The sequence below is a fragment of the Embleya sp. NPDC008237 genome (genome assembly GCF_042956465.1).
Classification (GTDB): domain Bacteria; phylum Actinomycetota; class Actinomycetes; order Streptomycetales; family Streptomycetaceae; genus Embleya.
The window spans coordinates 361,336-379,410 of sequence record NZ_JBIBGL010000001.1; the positions used below are offsets into that span (position 1 = coordinate 361,336).

The 18,075-nt window shown below is 72.2% G+C and carries 17 protein-coding genes; 16 read left to right on the plus strand and 1 reads right to left on the minus strand.

What is annotated here, in order from left to right; translation table 11 throughout:
• Window positions 1–118: 118 nt before the first annotated feature.
• The gene (locus ACFZBU_RS01455) at window positions 119–1,825 is read right to left on the minus strand and encodes a proline--tRNA ligase (protein WP_391581397.1); all 1,707 of its coding nucleotides are present in this window, start codon (window positions 1,823–1,825) and stop codon (window positions 119–121) included.
• A 260-nt stretch (window positions 1,826–2,085) separates the two neighbouring features.
• Between ACFZBU_RS01455 and rpsP the strand changes: the two genes are divergently transcribed.
• The 16 genes from rpsP (at window position 2,086) to dnaG (ending at window position 17,938) form a co-directional block, all read left to right on the plus strand.
• Complete coding sequence (rpsP, locus tag ACFZBU_RS01460; RefSeq protein WP_126642843.1) at window positions 2,086–2,553, plus strand: 30S ribosomal protein S16; 468 nt, start codon at window positions 2,086–2,088, stop codon at window positions 2,551–2,553.
• Window positions 2,554–2,555: 2 nt separating this feature from the next.
• Window positions 2,556–2,795 carry an RNA-binding protein gene (locus ACFZBU_RS01465; protein WP_020553237.1) on the plus strand — a complete coding sequence of 80 codons (240 nt, stop codon included), beginning with the start codon at window positions 2,556–2,558 and terminating at the stop codon, window positions 2,793–2,795.
• Between the two features lie 156 nt (window positions 2,796–2,951).
• Window positions 2,952–3,671 (plus strand): ribosome maturation factor RimM, encoded by a 720-nt coding sequence (gene rimM / locus ACFZBU_RS01470; protein ID WP_391581398.1) that lies wholly within the window; start codon window positions 2,952–2,954, stop codon window positions 3,669–3,671.
• Window positions 3,668–4,486, plus strand: a complete 819-nt coding sequence (gene trmD / locus ACFZBU_RS01475) for a tRNA (guanosine(37)-N1)-methyltransferase TrmD (protein WP_391581399.1) — start codon at window positions 3,668–3,670, stop codon at window positions 4,484–4,486. Before rimM ends, trmD begins: the two co-directional genes overlap by 4 nt.
• 153 nt (window positions 4,487–4,639) lie before the next feature.
• Entirely contained in the window at window positions 4,640–4,999 is a 360-nt protein-coding gene (rplS, locus tag ACFZBU_RS01480) for a 50S ribosomal protein L19 (protein WP_020553234.1), read from the plus strand.
• A gap of 521 nt (window positions 5,000–5,520) precedes the next feature.
• On the plus strand, window positions 5,521–6,183 hold the full coding sequence (lepB, locus tag ACFZBU_RS01485) for a signal peptidase I (protein ID WP_391581781.1): 663 nt from the start codon (window positions 5,521–5,523) through the stop codon (window positions 6,181–6,183).
• Window positions 6,176–7,315: a signal peptidase I gene (gene lepB / locus ACFZBU_RS01490; protein WP_391581400.1), complete on the plus strand. Its 1,140-nt coding sequence runs from the start codon at window positions 6,176–6,178 to the stop codon at window positions 7,313–7,315. Before lepB (ACFZBU_RS01485) ends, lepB (ACFZBU_RS01490) begins: the two co-directional genes overlap by 8 nt.
• A 212-nt stretch (window positions 7,316–7,527) precedes the next feature.
• The gene (gene lepB / locus ACFZBU_RS01495; protein WP_391581401.1) at window positions 7,528–8,493 is read left to right on the plus strand and encodes a signal peptidase I; all 966 of its coding nucleotides are present in this window, start codon (window positions 7,528–7,530) and stop codon (window positions 8,491–8,493) included.
• Between the two features lie 93 nt (window positions 8,494–8,586).
• Window positions 8,587–9,156 (plus strand): NUDIX hydrolase, encoded by a 570-nt coding sequence (locus tag ACFZBU_RS01500; protein WP_391581402.1) that lies wholly within the window; start codon window positions 8,587–8,589, stop codon window positions 9,154–9,156.
• Window positions 9,157–9,301: 145 nt separating this feature from the next.
• The gene (locus ACFZBU_RS01505) at window positions 9,302–9,628 is read left to right on the plus strand and encodes a DUF2469 domain-containing protein (protein WP_020553228.1); all 327 of its coding nucleotides are present in this window, start codon (window positions 9,302–9,304) and stop codon (window positions 9,626–9,628) included.
• A 126-nt stretch (window positions 9,629–9,754) separates the two neighbouring features.
• Window positions 9,755–10,198 (plus strand): YraN family protein, encoded by a 444-nt coding sequence (locus ACFZBU_RS01510; protein WP_391581403.1) that lies wholly within the window; start codon window positions 9,755–9,757, stop codon window positions 10,196–10,198.
• Between the two features lie 2 nt (window positions 10,199–10,200).
• Window positions 10,201–11,811, plus strand: a complete 1,611-nt coding sequence (locus tag ACFZBU_RS01515; RefSeq protein ID WP_391581404.1) for a YifB family Mg chelatase-like AAA ATPase — start codon at window positions 10,201–10,203, stop codon at window positions 11,809–11,811.
• Entirely contained in the window at window positions 11,808–12,977 is a 1,170-nt protein-coding gene (gene dprA / locus ACFZBU_RS01520; RefSeq protein WP_391581405.1) for a DNA-processing protein DprA, read from the plus strand. Before ACFZBU_RS01515 ends, dprA begins: the two co-directional genes overlap by 4 nt.
• Before the next feature lie 751 nt (window positions 12,978–13,728).
• Window positions 13,729–14,577 (plus strand): RNA polymerase sigma factor WhiG, encoded by an 849-nt coding sequence (gene whiG, locus ACFZBU_RS01525; protein ID WP_020553224.1) that lies wholly within the window; start codon window positions 13,729–13,731, stop codon window positions 14,575–14,577.
• 66 nt (window positions 14,578–14,643) lie between these two features.
• Complete coding sequence (locus tag ACFZBU_RS01530) at window positions 14,644–15,951, plus strand: deoxyguanosinetriphosphate triphosphohydrolase (RefSeq protein WP_391581406.1); 1,308 nt, start codon at window positions 14,644–14,646, stop codon at window positions 15,949–15,951.
• A 52-nt stretch (window positions 15,952–16,003) separates the two neighbouring features.
• Window positions 16,004–17,938, plus strand: coding sequence for a DNA primase (gene dnaG / locus ACFZBU_RS01535; RefSeq protein ID WP_391581407.1), 1,935 nt, complete (start codon window positions 16,004–16,006; stop codon window positions 17,936–17,938).
• The last annotated feature ends 137 nt before the right edge of the window (window positions 17,939–18,075 follow it).

Sequence of the window (18,075 nt, forward strand, 5' to 3'; positions counted from 1 at the left end):
GACCGGGTGCGGGTCGAGGAGATCGCCCGCTGGGCACAGCGACCCGGCACCGACGCGGCACCGACCCGGCACCGGGCAGGTGTCGGGTCGGTACAGGGTCGGCGCATCGGAGCCGTGGTCAGCTCGCGTCGAGGACCAGCTTGCGCACGTACTCGACCGCCTCGGCGACCGGGACCATGGCCTTCTCGCCGCTCGCGCGCGAGACGATCTCCACGTTGCCCTCGGCCAGGCTGCGGGCGCCGACGGTGACCCGGAACGGGATGCCGACCAGTTCGATGTCCTTGAACTTCACCCCGGGACGCTCGGCGCGGTCGTCCAGGATCGTGTCCACCCGCTGCCGGACCAGTTCGGCGTAGATCTCCTCGGCGGTGCCGCGCGACTTCTCGTCGTCCACGTCCAGGAGCGCGACCGCGACCTCGAACGGCGCCACCGCGACCGGCCAGACGATGCCGTTCTTGTCGTGGTGCGTCTCCACGACCGCGGCCATCGCGCGCTCGACGCCGATCCCGTAGCTGCCCATGATCGGGGTGACCCGCTCACCGTCCGCGCCCAGCACGTTCACGCCCAGGGCCTCGGTGTACTTGTAGCCGAGCTTGAAGATGTGGCCGATCTCGACCGTCTGCTCGACCTCCAGGCCGGTGCCGCAGGCGGGGCACGGCTCGCCGGCCACCACCTCGCGCAGGTCGGCCCAGGTGCCCACGGCGATGTCCCGCTCCACGTCCACGCCGCGCACGTGCACCTTGTCGACGTTGGCACCGGTCACCATGTCCCGGCGACCGCGCAGCGCCTGGTCGGCCAGGATCGGCAGGTCGCGCACGCCGACCCCGCCCAGGCTGCCCGGGTAGGCGCCGAGCGCGGCCTTGATCTCGTCCGGCGTCGCCGGGCGCACGTCGGTGGAGCCGGTGGTGTCGATCAGCTTCTGCTCGACCAGCGCGTGGTCGCCGCGCAGCAGGGCCAGGGTGAGCTGCCCGCCGACCATGTAGACCAGGGTCTTGATCTGCCGGTCGGCCGGCACGCCGTGTGCCTTGGTCAGGTTCTCGATGGTCTTGATGCCCGGGGTGTCGAACCGCTCCGGCGCGTCCAGCCCGGCGCCGTCCTCGATCGCCGCGAGCTGCGAGGTGGCCTTCTCGACGTTGGCCGCGTAGTCGCAGTTCGGGCAGTGCACGACGAGGTCCTCGCCGGCGGCCGAGGGGCACATGAACTCGGTCGAGCCGCTGCCGCCCATGGTGCCGCTGGACGCCTGCACCGCGATCGCCGGAATGCCCAGGCGCTGGAAGATCCGCACGTACGCCTGCCGATGCGCCTCGAACGAGCGGTCCAGCCCCTCGGCGTCCAGGTCGAAGCTGTACGAGTCCTTCATGGTGAACTCGCGCACCCGGATCAGACCGCTCTTGGGCCGCGGCTCGTCGCGGAACTTGGTCTGGAACTGGTACCAGGTCTGCGGCAGGTCGCGGTAGGAGCTGAGCTCGTGCGCGAGGGTGGTGAAGATCTCCTCGTGCGTCATGCCCAGCGCGAGGTCCGAGCCCTTGCGGTCCTTGAGCCGGAACATCTCGTCGCCCATGACCTCCCAGCGACCGCTCTTCTGCCAGATCTCGGCCGGGTGCATGGTCGGCAGGATCATCTCCTGCGAGCCGATCCGGTTCATCTCCTCGCGGATGATCGCGACCACCTTCGCCCGCACCCGCACCGCGAGCGGCAGCAGCGAGTAGTGGCCGGCCATCAGCTGGCGGATGTACCCCGCGCGGACGAGCAGACGGTGACTGACCGCGTCGGCATCGGCGGGGTCCTGGCGGAGGGTGGGTACGTACAGTTCGGACCAACGCATGAGACCGTGGCGACCTAACTACTGGAGTGGGAGAAGGGCGATGCGGCTTGCATTCTAAAAGCCGCGCGACCCTCGGCCGGTCGAGTTTGCGCCCGGCTTTGGCCGGGGCCCGGAAGTCTGGCAGAATGGCCAGCTGAGTACCCGGGGCATTGCCGGACCCTCTCTCCGCATGCTTACCGTGTCCACGATCAGCCGAGCCTCATGTCCCCACGTGAATGCCGGCTGTTCACCCACGTCAAGATGCAGGAGACACCACTCTCGTGGCAGTCAAGATCAAGCTGAAGCGCCTGGGCAAGATCCGTTCGCCCCACTACCGCATCGTCGTCGCCGACGCCCGCACCAAGCGTGACGGTCGGGCGATCGAGGAGATCGGTATCTACCACCCGATGGAGAACCCCTCGCGCATCGAGGTCGACTCCGAGCGGGCGCTCTACTGGCTGGGTGTCGGCGCGCAGCCGACCGAGCCGGTCGCGCACATCCTCAAGCTCACCGGCGACTGGCAGAAGCACAAGGGTCTGCCGGCCCCGGCCCCGCTGCTCGTCGCCGCGGAGAAGGCCGACAAGAAGTCGCTCTTCGAGGCCGCCGCCCGTGAGGCGATGGACGAGCCCAAGGACGGCGCCACCACGCCGAAGGCCAAGAAGGAGAAGAAGGTCGAGGCTGCCGCCGAGACCGAGACTCCGGCCGCCGAGGGCGAAGCCGCCGCCGAGACCGCCGCTAACGAGGGCTGACCGTGCTCGAGGAAGCCCTCGAACACTTGGTCAAGGGCATCGTCGAGCATCCGGACGAGGTCAAGGTACGGGCGCGTAATCTCCGCCGCGGCCGCATTCTCGAGGTTCGGGTCCACCCCGAAGACCTCGGGAAGGTCATCGGTCGAGGCGGTCGCACCGCGCGTGCGCTGCGCACCGTCGTGACCGCGCTCGGCGGCCGGGGAGTCCGCGTCGACCTCGTCGACGTCGACCAGGTTCGCTGACGTACCCGGACATCACGTCCAACCGGGAGCTGCCCGGCGGAATCATCCGCCGGGCAGCTTCTTGGCATCTACAGTCCCGGCATTTCCGCCGACTTGGCATTTCCCCCTCCTGCCCCGGGCATGAGGTCCCATCGGGCAGAGATTGAGGAGTCGCAGGTGCAGCTTGTGGTCGGCCGTATCGGCAAGGCACACGGCATCAAGGGCCAGGTGACCGTCGAGGTCCGTACCGACGAGCCGGAACTGCGGCTTGCGCCCGGGGCGGTGCTGATGACGGATCCCCCCTCGGTCGGTCCGCTGACCATCGCCGACGGTCGGGTGCACAGCGGACGGCTGCTGCTCACCATCGAGGGCGTGACCACCCGTACCGGCGCCGAGGCGCTGCGCAACACGCTGCTGATCGCCGAGATCGACCCCGAGGAACTCCCCGAGGACCCCGAGGAGTACTACGACCACCAGCTGATCGGGCTCGACGTGGTCACCGCGGACGGCGAGGCGGTCGGCGAGCTGACCGAGGTCGTGCACCTGCCCTCGCAGGACCTGCTCCTGGTCCGGCGCTCGGACGGTCGCGAGGTGATGATCCCGTTCGTGCACCAGATCGTCCCGGAGATCGACCTGGAGAACCAGCGCGCGGTGATCACCCCGCCGCCGGGTCTGCTGGACGCGGAGAACGCGGTGCTCGCGGTACCGGACCCGGATGCGACCGAGGCCGAGCCGCGCGAGCGCAAGCCGAAGAAGGCCAAGCCGAAGAAGCTCACGGCCGCCGAACGGGCCGAGGCGAAGGCCGCCCGGGCCGCGGCGAAGGCCGACGCCGAGCCCGAGCCGGGGCCGACGCGGCGGTCGCAGTCGGATGCGGAGTCCGAGCAGGACCCCTCGTGAGGATCGACGTCGTCACGATCTTCCCCGAATATCTCGCGCCGCTGGACGTCTCCCTGGTCGGCAAGGCATGCGCCAAGGGGCTCATCGACGTACACCTGCACCAGTTGCGGGACTGGACGTACGACGTGCACAAGACCGTCGACGACACCCCGTACGGCGGCGGCCCCGGCATGGTGATGAAGCCCGAGCCGTGGGGCCTCGCGCTGGACGCGGTGCTCGAGCGCGGCGCGAGCGCGGCGGCCCCGGTGCCCCGGATGATCGTGCCGACCCCCTCCGGGCGGCCGTTCACCCAGGACCTCGCGGTCGAACTGGCCGACGAGCCGTGGTTGTTGTTCGCACCGGCCCGGTACGAGGGCATCGACCGGCGGGTGCTCGACGAGGCGGCGACCCGGATGCGGGTGGACGAGGTGTCGATCGGCGACTACGTGCTCGCCGGCGGCGAGGTGGCCGTGCTGGTCATGGTCGAGGCGGTGGCCCGGCTGCTGCCCGGTGTGCTCGGCAATGCCGAATCGCACCGGGACGACTCGTTCGCCCCGGGCGCGATGGCCAACCTGCTCGAAGGGCCGGTGTACACCAAGCCCGCCGAGTGGCGCGGTCGCGAGGTGCCGCCGATCACGGTGTCCGGGAACCACGGCGCGATCGCCCGCTGGCGGCGGGACGAGGCGCTGCGCCGGACCGCCGCGCACCGGCCCGACCTGATCGCCCGGATCGACCCGGCGGCCGTGGACAAGAAGGATCGGGCCACCCTCGCCGAGCTGGGCTGGGTCGAGCGGGACGGCCGGTTTCGGCCGGCCGATACACCTGTGGCAGACTGAGACGCTGTTGCCATGTCCCGATCCGGACCGGGTTCCCCGGGAGCCGGACGGCACCCCTGCCACAGGGGGAGCGCCACTCGGGAGCGGCGACCCCACACCTGTGACCACGAAACCCGTGGGTGACCTGTGGCACCCACGAGAAAGCGACGCGAGATGAACAAGCTCGACCACATCGATGCCGCATCCCTGCGGGACGACGTCCCGGACTTCCGTCCCGGTGACACCCTCAAGGTGCACGTGCGAGTCATCGAAGGCAACAAGTCCCGCGTCCAGGTCTTCCAGGGCTTCGTCCTGCGTCGCCAGGGTGACGGCGTGCGCGAGACCTTCACGGTCCGCAAGGTCAGCTACGGCGTCGGCGTGGAGCGCACCTTCCCGGTGCACACCCCGGTGATCGAGAAGATCGAGCTGGTCACCCGCGGTGCGGTCCGTCGCGCGAAGCTGTACTACATGCGCGACCTGCGCGGCAAGGCTGCGAAGATCAAGGAGAAGCGCACGGACCGTCCGGGCCGCTGACCCGTACGTTCCACCCGGGGTGCCTCGGCCCTGTCGAGGCGACCCGGACGCTAGTCTCGTTCGTGATGGACGACGCAGAGCAGAGCAAAGGCCGTGCCTCCACGGCGGAGGAATCCGCCGGTACCTCGTCCACCGAGGTCGTGGAGGCGCGGCCTTCGCGTGTCTCGGAGCAGGCGCGGAGCGCCGGCGGCGAGAGCGGCTCCGAGGGGGCCGTCGCCACGGTCACGGAGACGGCGAAGTCTCCGATTCCGGCCAAGGATTCGGCCGCGAACCCGACTCGGGAGTCGGCCGCGACCCCCGAACCCGCCGCCGACCCGAAGCCCGCCGCGGACGCGGACGTCGCCACGGCCCCGGTTCCGGCCCCCGCCCCCGCCCCCGACGCCGACCGGGACCCGGCCGCGGAGCGGGACGAGCCCGTCGAGCCGGCGGACGCTCCCGCCGACACCGATGACGACGGCGGTGACGGCACCGATGGCACCGATGGCACCGACGACCCGCCCCCCGCGCCGCGCCGGCGGCGGATGCCCGCGTGGGTCGAACTGCCGCTCCTGGTCGCGGTCGCGATGGTCGTGGTGCTCGCGGTGAACTCGTGGGTGGCCCAGCCGTTCGTGATCCCGAGTGGTTCGATGGAGAACACGCTCCAGGTCGGCGACCGGGTGCTGGTCAACAAACTCGCCTATCGATTCGGGGACATTCGACGCGGCGACATGATCGTCTTCGACGGCCGCGGCTCGTTCACCCCCGAGGACACCGACAAGCCCAATCCGGTGGCCGGCGCACTGCGCAAGCTCGGCGGGGTGTTCGGCTTCACCAACCCGGACGACAGCGACTTCGTGAAGCGGGTGATCGGGGTCGGCGGCGACGTGGTCAAGTGTTGCGACGCACAGGGGCGGGTCACCGTCAACGGCGTGCCGCTCGACGAGGGCGACTATCTGCATCCGGGCGACAAGCCCTCGGACTTCCCCTTCGAAGCCGAGGTGCCCAAGGGCAAGCTGTGGGTCATGGGTGACCACCGCAGCAACTCGGCCGACTCGCGCGACCACCTGGGCGACCCGGGCGGCGGCATGGTGCCCGAGAGCCGGGTGATCGGGCGGGCGCAGTGGATCATCTGGCCGTTCGGTCGAATCCAGGGCGCGGACCGGCCGAGGACGTTCGAGCGGTCGGACTTCGACCGTCGTGGGTAAGCGCGGCAAGCCCAAGGGTGCCCGCGCCGCAGCCCGCACGTCGGGGCCGGCCACCGGCACGGACGTCCCCGTCCCCGGCGCCCCGCCCGCGGGAGCAGCCGGCGCGGTGGTGCTCGGCGAGGCCGAACCGCCGGTGGCGACGCCCGTATCGCGCGCGGCGCCCTCGGTCGAGGCGGGTACGCCCACCCGGCGGCGGCGGGGCCGGCGCTCGCGGCGCAAGGACAAGGTGGTGCCGCTGTGGCGCGAGTTGCCGATGCTGGCGGTGATCGCGCTCGCGCTCGCGCTGCTCATCAAGACCTTCCTCGTGCAGGCGTTCTACATCCCGTCCGGTTCGATGGAGCACACCATCGACATCGGCGACCGGGTGCTGGTGGACAAGTTCTCGCCGTGGTTCGGGTGGACCCCCGAACGCGGCGAGGTGGTGGTCTTCCGGGATCCGGGCGGTTGGCTGGGCAAGAAGAAGTCGGACGACCCGCCGCCCGTGCTCAAGCAGATCAAGCAGGGTCTGGTGTTCGTCGGCATGTTGCCCTCGGACGACGAACAGGACCTGATCAAGCGGGTGATCGGGGTCGGCGGCGACACGGTGGCCTGCTGCGACCCCTCCGGTCGGATCACCGTCAACGGTGTCCCGCTGGACGAGCCGTACCTGTACAAGGGCAACGCGCCCTCGGAAAAGAGATTCAGCGTGACCGTGCCCAAGGGTCGGTTGTGGGTGATGGGCGACCACCGCGGCGACTCGGCCGACTCGCGGGCACATATGGATCGGCCCTACCAGGGCACGATCCCGGAGGGTGATGTGGTCGGCCGGGCCTTCGTGGTGGCCTGGCCGTTCGGCCGGGCGCATCGCCTGCCCGTTCCGGAAACGTTCGGGAACAAAGCCCTGTCGGTTGCGATTCCCCCGCCCACCCCGGTCGTTATGGGAATGGTGGGTGCGGTTCCGCTGGTCCTGCTACGCCGACGTGTACGCTCGCGCCGGCGCATGCCGGACCCTTGGGGCCGACATCGACCCGGCAACGTGCGCGGCACGGGTCGGAAATCATCAAGACAGAGCTGTGGGCAGCCGGTGGACAGCCCCGACCGGGTGCCGTCCGGCCTGCACGGGTACGAGGAGGCGCCGTGGGGGAAGTCGTGATCGGAGCGCGATCCGCTGGTGGAGACGACGATCGTGGGCGGGAGCCGCAGGAGCGGTACCCGACCGACGCGCCGCACGATCCCGGAGCGCCACCGACCCAACCAACGAGCGGGGACGGGCCGGCGCAGTCGCCCGATCCGGTGAACCGCCCGGGGCCGGATCTCGGGAAGCGACCGGGGGGCGCCCCGGACGCGGCGCCGGTCTTCCCGCCGGTGGGTCCGACCCCCACGTCCGGCGGCCCGGGCGACGGTTCGCCGCCGGACGCGAACGACCCCGGCGGCCCGGGCGGCCCCGGTGGATCGCACGGCCCGGAGGACTCCGGCGACGACGAGGGTGCCTCCGACTCGGGCGAACGGCGCAAGAAGAAGGGGTCGTTCTGGAAGGAACTGCCCCTGCTCCTGCTGATCGCCATCGTCTTGGCGCTGCTCATCAAGACCTTCCTGGTCCAGGCGTTCTCGATTCCCTCGGAGTCGATGGAGAACACCATCAAGGTCGGCGACCGGGTGTTGGTGAACAAGTTCTCGCCGTGGTTCGGCGCGGAGCCCGAGCGCGGCCAGGTCGTGGTCTTCCACGACCCGGGCAACTGGCTTCAGGAGGCCCCGAAGCAGTCCGACAACGCGGTCGTGCGCGGGTTGCAGAAGGGCATGTCCTGGGTCGGCCTGATGCCGTCCGCAGACGAGAAGGACCTGATCAAGCGGGTGATCGGGGTGGGTGGCGACCGCGTGCAGTGTTGCGACGCGCAGGGTCGCCTGATGGTCAACGGGAAGCCGTTGGACGAGAGTTCGTACCTCAAGAAGGGCGTGGCCCCGTCGACGAAGGTGTTCGACGTGACCGTGCCCAAGGGCCGGATCTGGCTGATGGGCGACAACCGGGACAACTCCTCCGACTCGCGCTACCACATGGACCAGCCGTTCAACGGGACCGTGGACAAGGACCAGGTGATCGGGCGCGCGTTCACCGTGGTGTGGCCGCTGAACCGGATCCACGGTCTCGGGGTGCCGGGCACGTTCGATCAGCCGGGGCTGGGGCTCGACGTGATCGGCGGCACGCCGATGGCGGCCGGCCTGATCGGGGCCGTGCCGCTGGTGCTGTGGCGCCGCCGGCGCCGGGCCGGGGCGGGCGACGCGCCGCAGGCACGCGTGAGCACGCGCGACCCCTCGGGAGCGCCGCCGGCCTGACCACGGGCCCGCGGGCCGGTCGGTACGGCCGGGTCGCTCGGGAATCCTTCTCCCGGGCGGCCCGGCCGTTCGCGGTCGGGGCACAATCCGTGGATGACGACTCAACCCGTGTCATGGCCCGGAGACGTGCCGGAGCCGGTTCCGGACTACCCCGCGGACCTCGCTCCCGACCTGGAACGCCGCGCCGTGCGCGTGGTGCTGCTCGACCCGGACGGCCGGGTGCTGCTGTTTCGCACCCGGGTCGCCGAATCCGATCCGTCGCAGTGGTACGACCTGCCGGGCGGCGGCCTGGACCCCGGTGAGACCTACGTCGACGCGGCGGTGCGGGAGATCCTGGAGGAGACCGGCCTGCGGATCACCCCCGCCGATGTGGGCCCGCCCACATGGCGGCGGAGTGTGACCTGGGTGCGTCCGGGGCATCGGCGGGTGCAACACGAGTTCGTGGTCCTGGTCCGGATCGCCGAGCGGGCGCCGACGGTCGGCGAGGACCGGTCGCAGTGGACGGCCGAGGAGCTGGCCGAGTACCAGGAGGCGGTGTGGTGGTCGCCGGCCGAGATCGCGGCCGCCCCGGCGCGGTTCTATCCCGGCCGGTTGCCGCAGCTGCTGGAACCGTTCCTGGCCGGCGAGCTGATCGACGAGCCGTTCGAGTGGTGGAACGGCTGAGGTACGGCCGGCGGGCCGGGATCCGCCCGGCTGATCCGGGCCGCCCGCAGGCTCCCGGACGGTTGTGCCATGGTGCGCCGGTGGTCGCGTGGGTCGCCGGTACACAATGGGAGACGACAGCGAAGCGCAGGAGCGAGGGGCGCGCATGAGTGCGGAAGATCTCGAAAAGTACGAGACCGAGATGGAGCTGCAGCTCTACCGCGAGTACCGCGACGTCGTGGGTCTCTTCAAGTACGTCATCGAGACGGAAAGGCGCTTCTACCTCACCAACCAGTACGAGCTGCACGTGAGGTCGGCCGACGGGGAGGTCTTCTTCGAGTTGTCCATGGCGGACGCGTGGGTGTGGGACATGTATCGACCCGCGCGTTTCGTGAAGAATGTCCGAGTCCTCACCTTCAAGGACGTCAACGTCGAGGAACTGACCAAGAGCGAGTTCGAGATGCCCTCGGGCAACGAAGGGTTCGGCGGCTGAGCGGCCCGGACGCGGTTCCCTACCCGCAAGGGCGGCATCCACAACGACCGGTTTGTGCACAGCCGGTCGCGCACGCGCTCTCGACCACCTTCGGCACCGGCACTGTCGGTACCGGAGGTGGTCGTCGTGCGAATCGGAGCAGGTGGCGGCGAAGACCGGGGCAACGGGCCCCGGGGCGCGCGGGAGGGGACCGGCCCGGCCCGCCGGTCGCGCAACACGGCGGTGGGGCGGTACGGCGAACGGGTCGCGGCCCGGTTCCTGATCGGGGCCGGGATGGCCGTCCTGGATCGGAACTGGCGCTGCCGCGACGGTGAGATCGACATCGTCGCCCGGGACGGGCCCACGCTCGTGGTGTGCGAGGTCAAGACCCGCCGGGCGGGCGGCTTCGAACACCCGCTGGAGGCGGTCGGCGCGGTCAAGGCGGAGCGGCTGCGGCTGCTCGCGGAGCGCTGGCTGCTGGCCCACCCGCTCGGCGGCCCGCCGGGGCGCGAGGTGCGGATCGACCTGGTCGCGGTGATCCCGGCCGAGCGCGGGGCGGCCCGGGTCGAGCACATCCGGGGGGTGTGCTGACCGTGGGCTTTGCACGTACCCGCTCGGTCACCCTGCTGGGCGTGGACGGCGTGGTGGTCGAGGTCCAGGCCGATCTGGAGCCCGGCGTGACCACGTTCACGCTGGTGGGACTCCCCGACAAGACCCTCGTGGAGTCCAAGGAACGAGTCCGCGCCGCGCTGGTCAACAGCGGGGAGGAGTGGCCGCAGCGACGGCTCACGGTGGGGCTGTCACCCGCGACCGTGCCCAAGACCGGGTCCGGGTTCGACCTGCCGATCGCCGCCGCCGTGCTGGCCGCGGCGGGTGTGCTCGACCCCCGCGTGATCGAGGACCTGGTGATGGTCGGCGAACTGGGCCTGGACGGGCGCCTGCGGCCGGTGCGCGGGGTGCTGCCGGCGGTGATGGCCGCCGCCGCGGCGGGCTGTGCCCGGGTCGTGGTGCCCGCCGTGGTGGCCGGCGAGGCCGAGTTGGTGCCCGGCATCACCGTGTGCGGGGTGACCTCGCTGCGCCACCTGCTCGCCCTGCTGCGCGGTGAACCGGTGCCCGTGCAGGAACGCGCGGTGGCCGACATCGGCTTGGGCCCGGACCCCTTGGCCGTGGTCGGCACCCTGGCCGCGGGCCCCGCGCCGGCCGGCGCCGAACCGCCCGACCTGGCCGATGTCGCGGGACAGGGCCGGGCCCGGCGGGCGCTGGAGGTGTGCGCGGCGGGCGGACACCACCTCTTCCTGCTCGGCAGCCCGGGGGCGGGCAAGACGATGCTGGCCGAGCGGCTGCCCGGGATCCTGCCCGCGCTCGACGGCCCGGCGTCGCTGGAGGTCAGCGCGGTGCACTCGATCGCCGGCACGCTGCGCCCGGACCTGCCACTGGTGACCACGCCACCGTTCTGCGCGCCGCACCACAGCGCCACGATGCCCGCGATCGTGGGCGGCGGCAACGGCCTGCCCCGCCCCGGCGCGGTCTCCCTGGCCCACCGAGGCGTGCTGTTCCTGGACGAGAGCCCGGAATTTTCCGGGCGGGTCCTGGACGCACTGCGGCAGCCGCTGGAGTCGGGCACGGTCACCGTGGCGCGCAGCGGCGGGATGTTGTGCTTCCCGGCCCGGTTCCTGCTGGTGATGGCGGCCAACCCGTGCCCGTGCGGGCGGTTCTCCGGGCGCGGCCTGGACTGCACGTGCTCGGTGCTGATGCGGCACAAGTACCTCTCCCGGCTGTCCGGGCCGCTGATGGACCGGATCGACGTACGGGTGACCGTGGACGCGGTCTCCCGGGCCGAGCTGTTCGCACCCGAGGGGTCGGGGGAGCGGTCCGCGGTGGTGGCCGCGCGGGTGCTCGCGGCCCGGGAGCGGGCCGCCCGGCGCCTGGCCGGGACCGGGTGGGCGGTCAACGCCGAGGTGCCCGGGCGCGAGCTGCGCACCCGCTGGAGCGTCGAGCCGGACGCGCTGGATCGCGCCGCCCGGGACATGGAGCGCGGCCTGCTCACCGCCCGGGGCCTGGATCGGGTGTTGCGGGTCGCCTGGACCGTCGCCGACCTGCGCGGGCACGAGCGGCCCGATCGGGCCGACGTGGACGCGGCCCTGGAGCTGCGGACCGGGATCGTCCGGGGCGACTCGGCCGGCGACGGCGAGCCCGCGCCGTGACGGGGCCGGATCCGCTGCCCTGGGACGAGTCGGACCCGCCCGCCCGGGACGCCGCGGCGGAGCGGGTGGCCCGGGCGGCGCTGACCCGCCTGGTGGAGCCGGGCGACGCGGCGTTCGGCCGTGCGGTGCGCACCCACGGCGCCGCCCGGCTGTGGGCCGACCTGCGGTCCGGCGCCGCGTTGCCGGTCGAGCCGGCCCGGCGGGATCCGGCCGGTTACCGGGTCCGGCTGGGCGGGCACGACCCGGAGCGGGACCTGGCCCGGATCGCCGGGCTGGGCGGCGCCTTCGTGGTCCCGGGCGACCCGGGCTGGCCCAGCCAGCTCGACGACCTCGGGGATGTCCGGCCGCTGGGCCTGTGGGTGCGCGGCGCGGTTCCGCTGCGGCTCGCCGCGCTGCGCTCGGTGGCGGTCGTGGGCGCGCGGGCGTGCACCGACTACGGCGCGCACGTGGCCGCGACGCTGGCCGCCGACCTGGCCGAGGCGGGCTGGACGGTGGTCTCGGGTGGCGCCTACGGGGTGGACGCCGCCGCGCACCGCGGCGCGCTCGTGGTGGCCGGCCCGACCGTCGCGGTGCTCGCGTGCGGGATCGACGTGAACTATCCGCGCGGCCACGAGCGGCTGCTCGCCCGGATCGCCGACGAGGGCACCCTGGTCACCGAGCTGCCGCCGGGCGCGCATCCCACCCGCTACCGCTTCGTCGAGCGCAACCGGGTGATCGCCGCGCTGACCCGCGGCACCGTGGTGGTCGAGGCGGCGCTGCGCAGCGGGGCGCTGATCAGCGCGCGGCGGGCGGCGCGGCTGGGCCGCCAGGTGATGGGCGTGCCGGGGCCGGTCGGATCGCCGAGTTCGGCCGGTGTGCATGCGCTGCTGCGCGAGCCGGGCTCGGTGCTGGTCACCCGGGCGGCCGAGGTGATCGAACAGGTGGGGCTGATCGGCGACGACCTCGCGCCGGTGTTGTCCGGCCCGGTCCGGCCGGGCGACGATCTGGCGCCGCCGACGCGCCGGATCCTGGAGACTGTGCCGACCCGGGGCGCCTCGTCCACGACGCGGATCGCCCGCGAGGCCGGCATCGGGCCCGCCGCCACCCGCCGCCATCTCGACGTCCTGGCCGCCCGCGAACTGGTCGATCGCACCTCGAAGGGGTGGCGTCGCCGTGGCGGTGCTTGACCTGGGGCGGCAGTGATCATCACCGTGAGGGGAGGCCCAATCGAGGAGGTGCCATACCCCGTGACCGACGAGAGCGTGGCCGAGGCTGCGGCCGAGGAAGGGGACACCGGCGGCCCCGACCGGATCGCCCCACCGCCGGCCGCGCCCGCCCGACCGGCGGACCGCGACCGGGCCCGACGGTTCGGCCCGCGCCCGCGCATCCGGCACGACGCCGCCCGCGGTCCGCTCGAACGCGCGTGCCCGGGCGGTGTCTGCCCGACACGCGACGACACGCCCGTACCGGCCCGCGACCTCCCGGTGGCGGCGGCGGCCGGGCCGGCCCGCGGGGCGGCGGGTACACCCGTTCGGGGAGGCGCGATCGCCGTGCGCGGGCGCGCCACGGCGCGGACGCCGAGCACGGTCGGGCACATGCACACGCCGCCTCGGGCAGACCGGCCGGCGGGCACCCTCGATCGGTGGATCATCGCCGGTGGGCGGCACCGCGTGGGCCGGATCCCGTCTGCCGCCCGCCGTCCGGCCGAACCGCCGGCCCGGCCGCCCCGACCGGCGCCCCCGGCCCCGGGGGAAGCCGCCGCCGCCGGCCCGATCGAATCCGCCGGGTGCGATCGGCGCGGCCCCGGCCGCACCGCCGCGACCCGGCCGATCCGGCCCGGGCGGGATCTTCGTAGCGCTCGGGAGTCGTCAGGTCACGCTACGCTCGCGAGGACCCAGATCTGCACGCACGTCTCCGTGGAACGACACAAGGCCACGCATGCCCAAGCAAACCCCAGGGCGTAAGAGCGCCACCGCGGCCGCGTCCCAGGACGGACCGGCCGTCACCGTCGAGGACGGTGGCGCTTCCAACCGCGCGCTGGAGAACCTCTGGAGCGACTTCAAGCGCTCGGGGGATCCCACCCTGCGGGAACGCCTCATCCTGAATTACTCGCCGCTCGTGAAGTACGTCGCCGGGCGCGTCGGCGTCGGCCTTCCGGCCAATGTGGACCAGGCCGACTTCGTCTCGTACGGGATGTTCGGCCTGATCGACGCGATCGAGAAGTTCGACCTCGACCGCGCGATCAAGTTCGAGACGTACGCGATCAGCCGCATCCGAGGCGCGATCATCGACGAACTGCGCGCGCTGGACTGGATCCCCCGGTCCGTGCGGCAGAAGGCCCGCGCGGTCGAACTGGCCTACGCGGGCCTGGAGGCCAAGCTCAATCGCACGCCCTCGGAGGTCGAGGTCGCGCGCGAGATGGGCATCGCGCTGGAGGACCTGCACGCGATCTTCAGCCAACTCTCGCTGATCAACGTGATGGCCCTGGACGAACTCCTGCACACCGGGCAGGACGGCGGCGATCGGCTCAGCCTGGTGGACACGCTGGAGGACACCACCGCCGACGACCCGGTCGAGGTGGCCGAGAGCCGAGAGATGCGACACCTGCTCGCCCGCGCGGTCAACGCCCTGCCCGAACGGGAGAAGACCGTCGTGACGCTCTACTACTTCGAGGGCCTGACCCTGTCCCAGATCGGCCAGGTGCTCGGGGTGACCGAGAGCCGCACCTGCCAGATCCACACCAAGGCGGTGCTGCAACTGCGCGGCAAGTTGTCCGACGCGCGGTGAAGGGTTCCCCCGGTGTTCGCGGCCCGGACTTCGTCGAATGTCGGTGGCATTCCTTAATGTGGACAAGTGGACAGCAAATCGGCATGCACGACAGGACTTCCCGCGGCCCGTCCCGGGGCGGAGGATCGATCCGGGCGCGGCCACTACGGGGCCGAGGATCTCGCCCGGTGGGTCCCCGAACCCAACAAGCGGCCCGGGCGCACCGCGTTCGAGCGCGACCGGGCCCGGGTGCTGCACTCGGCCGCGCTGCGCCGCCTCGCGGGCAAGACCCAGGTCGTGGTCCCCGGCGAGACCGCCGCCGCGGGCCAGGACAGCCCGCGCACCCGGCTGACCCACTCGCTCGAATGCGCCCAGATCGGTCGTGAGCTGGGCCAGGCGCTGGGCTGCGATCCGGACCTGGTGGAGACCGCGTGCCTGGCCCACGACCTGGGCCACCCGCCGTTCGGCCACAACGGCGAGCGTGCCCTGGACGAGGCGGCCAAGAGCTGCGGCGGCTTCGAGGGCAACGCCCAGAGCCTGCGCCTGCTCACCCGGCTCGAACCCAAGACGTTCGGCCCCGACGGCCGCAGTGTGGGCCTGAACCTGACCCGCGCCGGGCTGGACGCGGTGCTCAAGTACCCGTGGCCGCGCCGGCGCGACACCCACTCCTACGGCGCCTACGAAGACGACCTGGCCGTGTTCGAGTGGGTGCGCGCCGGCGCCGACCCGAACCGCCGTTGCCTGGAGGCCCAGGTGATGGACTGGTCCGACGACGTCGCCTACTCGGTGCACGACCTGGAGGACGCGGTGCAGTCGCACCGGCTCGACCTGGTCCGACTGCGCGACGCCGGCGAACGACGCGAACTGCTCGACCTCACCGTGCGCCGCTACCGACCCGACTGCGCGGCCGACGAACTCGGCGAGGCGCTGGACCGCCTGCTCGCGCTCGACTTCTGGCCGGTGGGCTACGACGGCTCGCGCCGGGCCCAGGCCCGGCTCAAGAACGCCACCAGCGGTCTGATCGGCCGCTTCTGCCTGGCCGCCGAACACGCCACCCGCGAGCTGTACGGCACCGACCCGGTCGCCCGCTACACCGCCGACCTGATCGTCCCGCGCGACATCCGGCTCGAATGCGCCGTGCTCAAGGCGGTCACCGCGCGCTACGTGATGGCCCGCGAGGGTGCCGATCGGCTGCGCGAGCGCCAGCGCGCGGTGATCACCGAACTGGTCGAACTGCTCGTGGCCGGCGGCCCCGAGGTCCTGGACGCGTCGCTGCGCGAGGACTGGGCCCAGGCCGCGGACGACGCGGCCCGACTGCGGGTGGTCGTCGACCAGGTGGCCTCGCTCACCGACCGCGCCGCGATCACCCTGCACGCCGCGCTGAGCTCGCGGTGAGCCGCCCGGTCGGCGCCGCCACCCCTCGCACGGCCCCGTAGACTCGATGATTGTGGCCGGCCGTATCCGTGAGGAAGACGTCAGGCGGGTCCGCGAGACGGCACGCATCGCGGAGATCGCCGAACAACACCTGCAACTGCGCAACGCGGGCGGAGGAAACTTCAAGGGGCTGTGCCCCTTCCATGACGAGAAGTCCCCGTCCTTCCAGGTCAGCCCGGCGAAGAACCTCTGGTACTGCTTCGGCTGCGGCGAAGGCGGCGACGTTCTCGACTTCGTCATGCGCCTGGACCACACCACGTTCTCGGAGACCGTGGAGCGGCTGGCCCAGCAGTACGGCATCGAGCTGCGCTACGAGGAGGGCGGCTACACACCCGGCCGCCAACAGGGCCGGCGCACCCGGCTTGTCGAGGCGCACAAGATCGCCGCACGCTGGTTCGCCGATCAGCTCGCCGGCCCCGAGGCCCAGACCGCCCGCCAATTCCTCGCCGACCGCGGCTTCGAGCAGGACGCCGCCGAACGGTTCGCGCTCGGCTACGCGCCCAAGGGCTGGGAGAACCTGGTGCGATTCCTGCGCGGCAAGGGCTTCACCCCGCAGGAGATGCTCGAAGGCGGCCTGGCCAGCGAGGGCCGCAACGGCCCGATGGACCGCTTCCGGGGCCGGCTGATCTGGCCCATCCGCGACATCACCGGCGACGTGATCGGCTTCGGCGCGCGCAAGCTCTACGACGACGACAACGGCCCCAAATACCTGAACACCCCCGAGACGCCGATCTACAAGAAGTCCCAGGTGCTCTACGGCCTGGACCTGGCCAAGAAGGAGATCGCCAAATCCGGCCGGGCGGTCATCGTCGAGGGCTACACCGACGTGATGGCCTGCCACCTCGCCGGAGCCGGCACCGCGATCGCCACGTGCGGCACCTCCTTCGGCGACGAGCACATCAAGGTGCTGCGCCGGCTGCTGATGGACTCCGGCGAGTTCCGCGGCGAGGTGATCTTCACCTTCGACGGCGACGCGGCCGGCCAAAAGGCCGCGCTGCGGGCGTTCGAGGAGGACCAGAAGTTCGTCACCCGCACCTTCGTCGCGGTCGAGCCGCGCGGCCTGGACCCGTGCGACCTGCGCCTGGCACACGGCGACGAGGCCGTGCTCGGTCTGATCGACGCGCGCGTCCCGCTGTTCGAGTTCGCCATCAAGTCCCGGATCGAGGGCCACGACCTGTCCACCGCCGAGGGCCGGGTGGCCGCCCTGGACGCGGCCGCGCCGGTCATCGCGGGCATCAAGGACCAGGCCCTGCGGCACACCTACGCGGTCCGACTCGACTCCATGCTCGGCTTCCTGGACGAGCGGTTCGTGGTCGCCCGGGTCGCCCAGGTCAACCGGTGGCAGCGCGAGCGCGCCGCGCGCGGCGAGCGGGGCGCCCACCAGGGCCAGGTCCCGGCACAGCCCGGCCGGCAACCGCAGGCCCCGCAACGACCGGCCGGCTTCCGACCCGACCCGCGCGACATGTGCCAGGCCGTGCAACGCGAGGTGCTCAAGCTCGCGTTGCAGGCTCCCGCGCTGGTGGCACCGGCGTTCGACCACTACGAGGTCGACGAGTTCACCGCGCCGCCGTACGCGGCCGTGCGTGCGGCCATCACCGCCGCCGGCGGCGTGTGCTGCGAGCTTGCCCAGACCGCGAACTGGGTCGCCGAGGTGCGCACGGCCGCACCCGACGACGTCGTCCGGCACATGGTCACCGAACTTGCCGTGGAGAGCCTGCACCGCACCGCCGACCCGGACCGGGCCTACGCCGACGGCAACCTGGTGCGCCTGCGGGTGTTCTCCGCCGAACGCCGGATCGCGGACGCCAAGTCCCGCCTGCTGCGCATCGATCCGGTCCGCGACGCGGACGAGTACGCGCTGGTCTGGCAGGAGTTGAACACGCTGGAGACGTACAAGCGCGCCCTGGTCGACCGGGGCGCCGAGGCGCTGTACGCCCCGGGCGGCTGACGGTTCGGCCGCCGGCCGGCAGAAAAACGGCCCCCGCCCGGGGCATCGGGCCACGTCGATCGCCCGAATCGCCTTGGGGCCGGCGAGATTTCCGCGCCCAACTCTCGGCTACAGGCCCCCTCGTACAGCAGACTGGG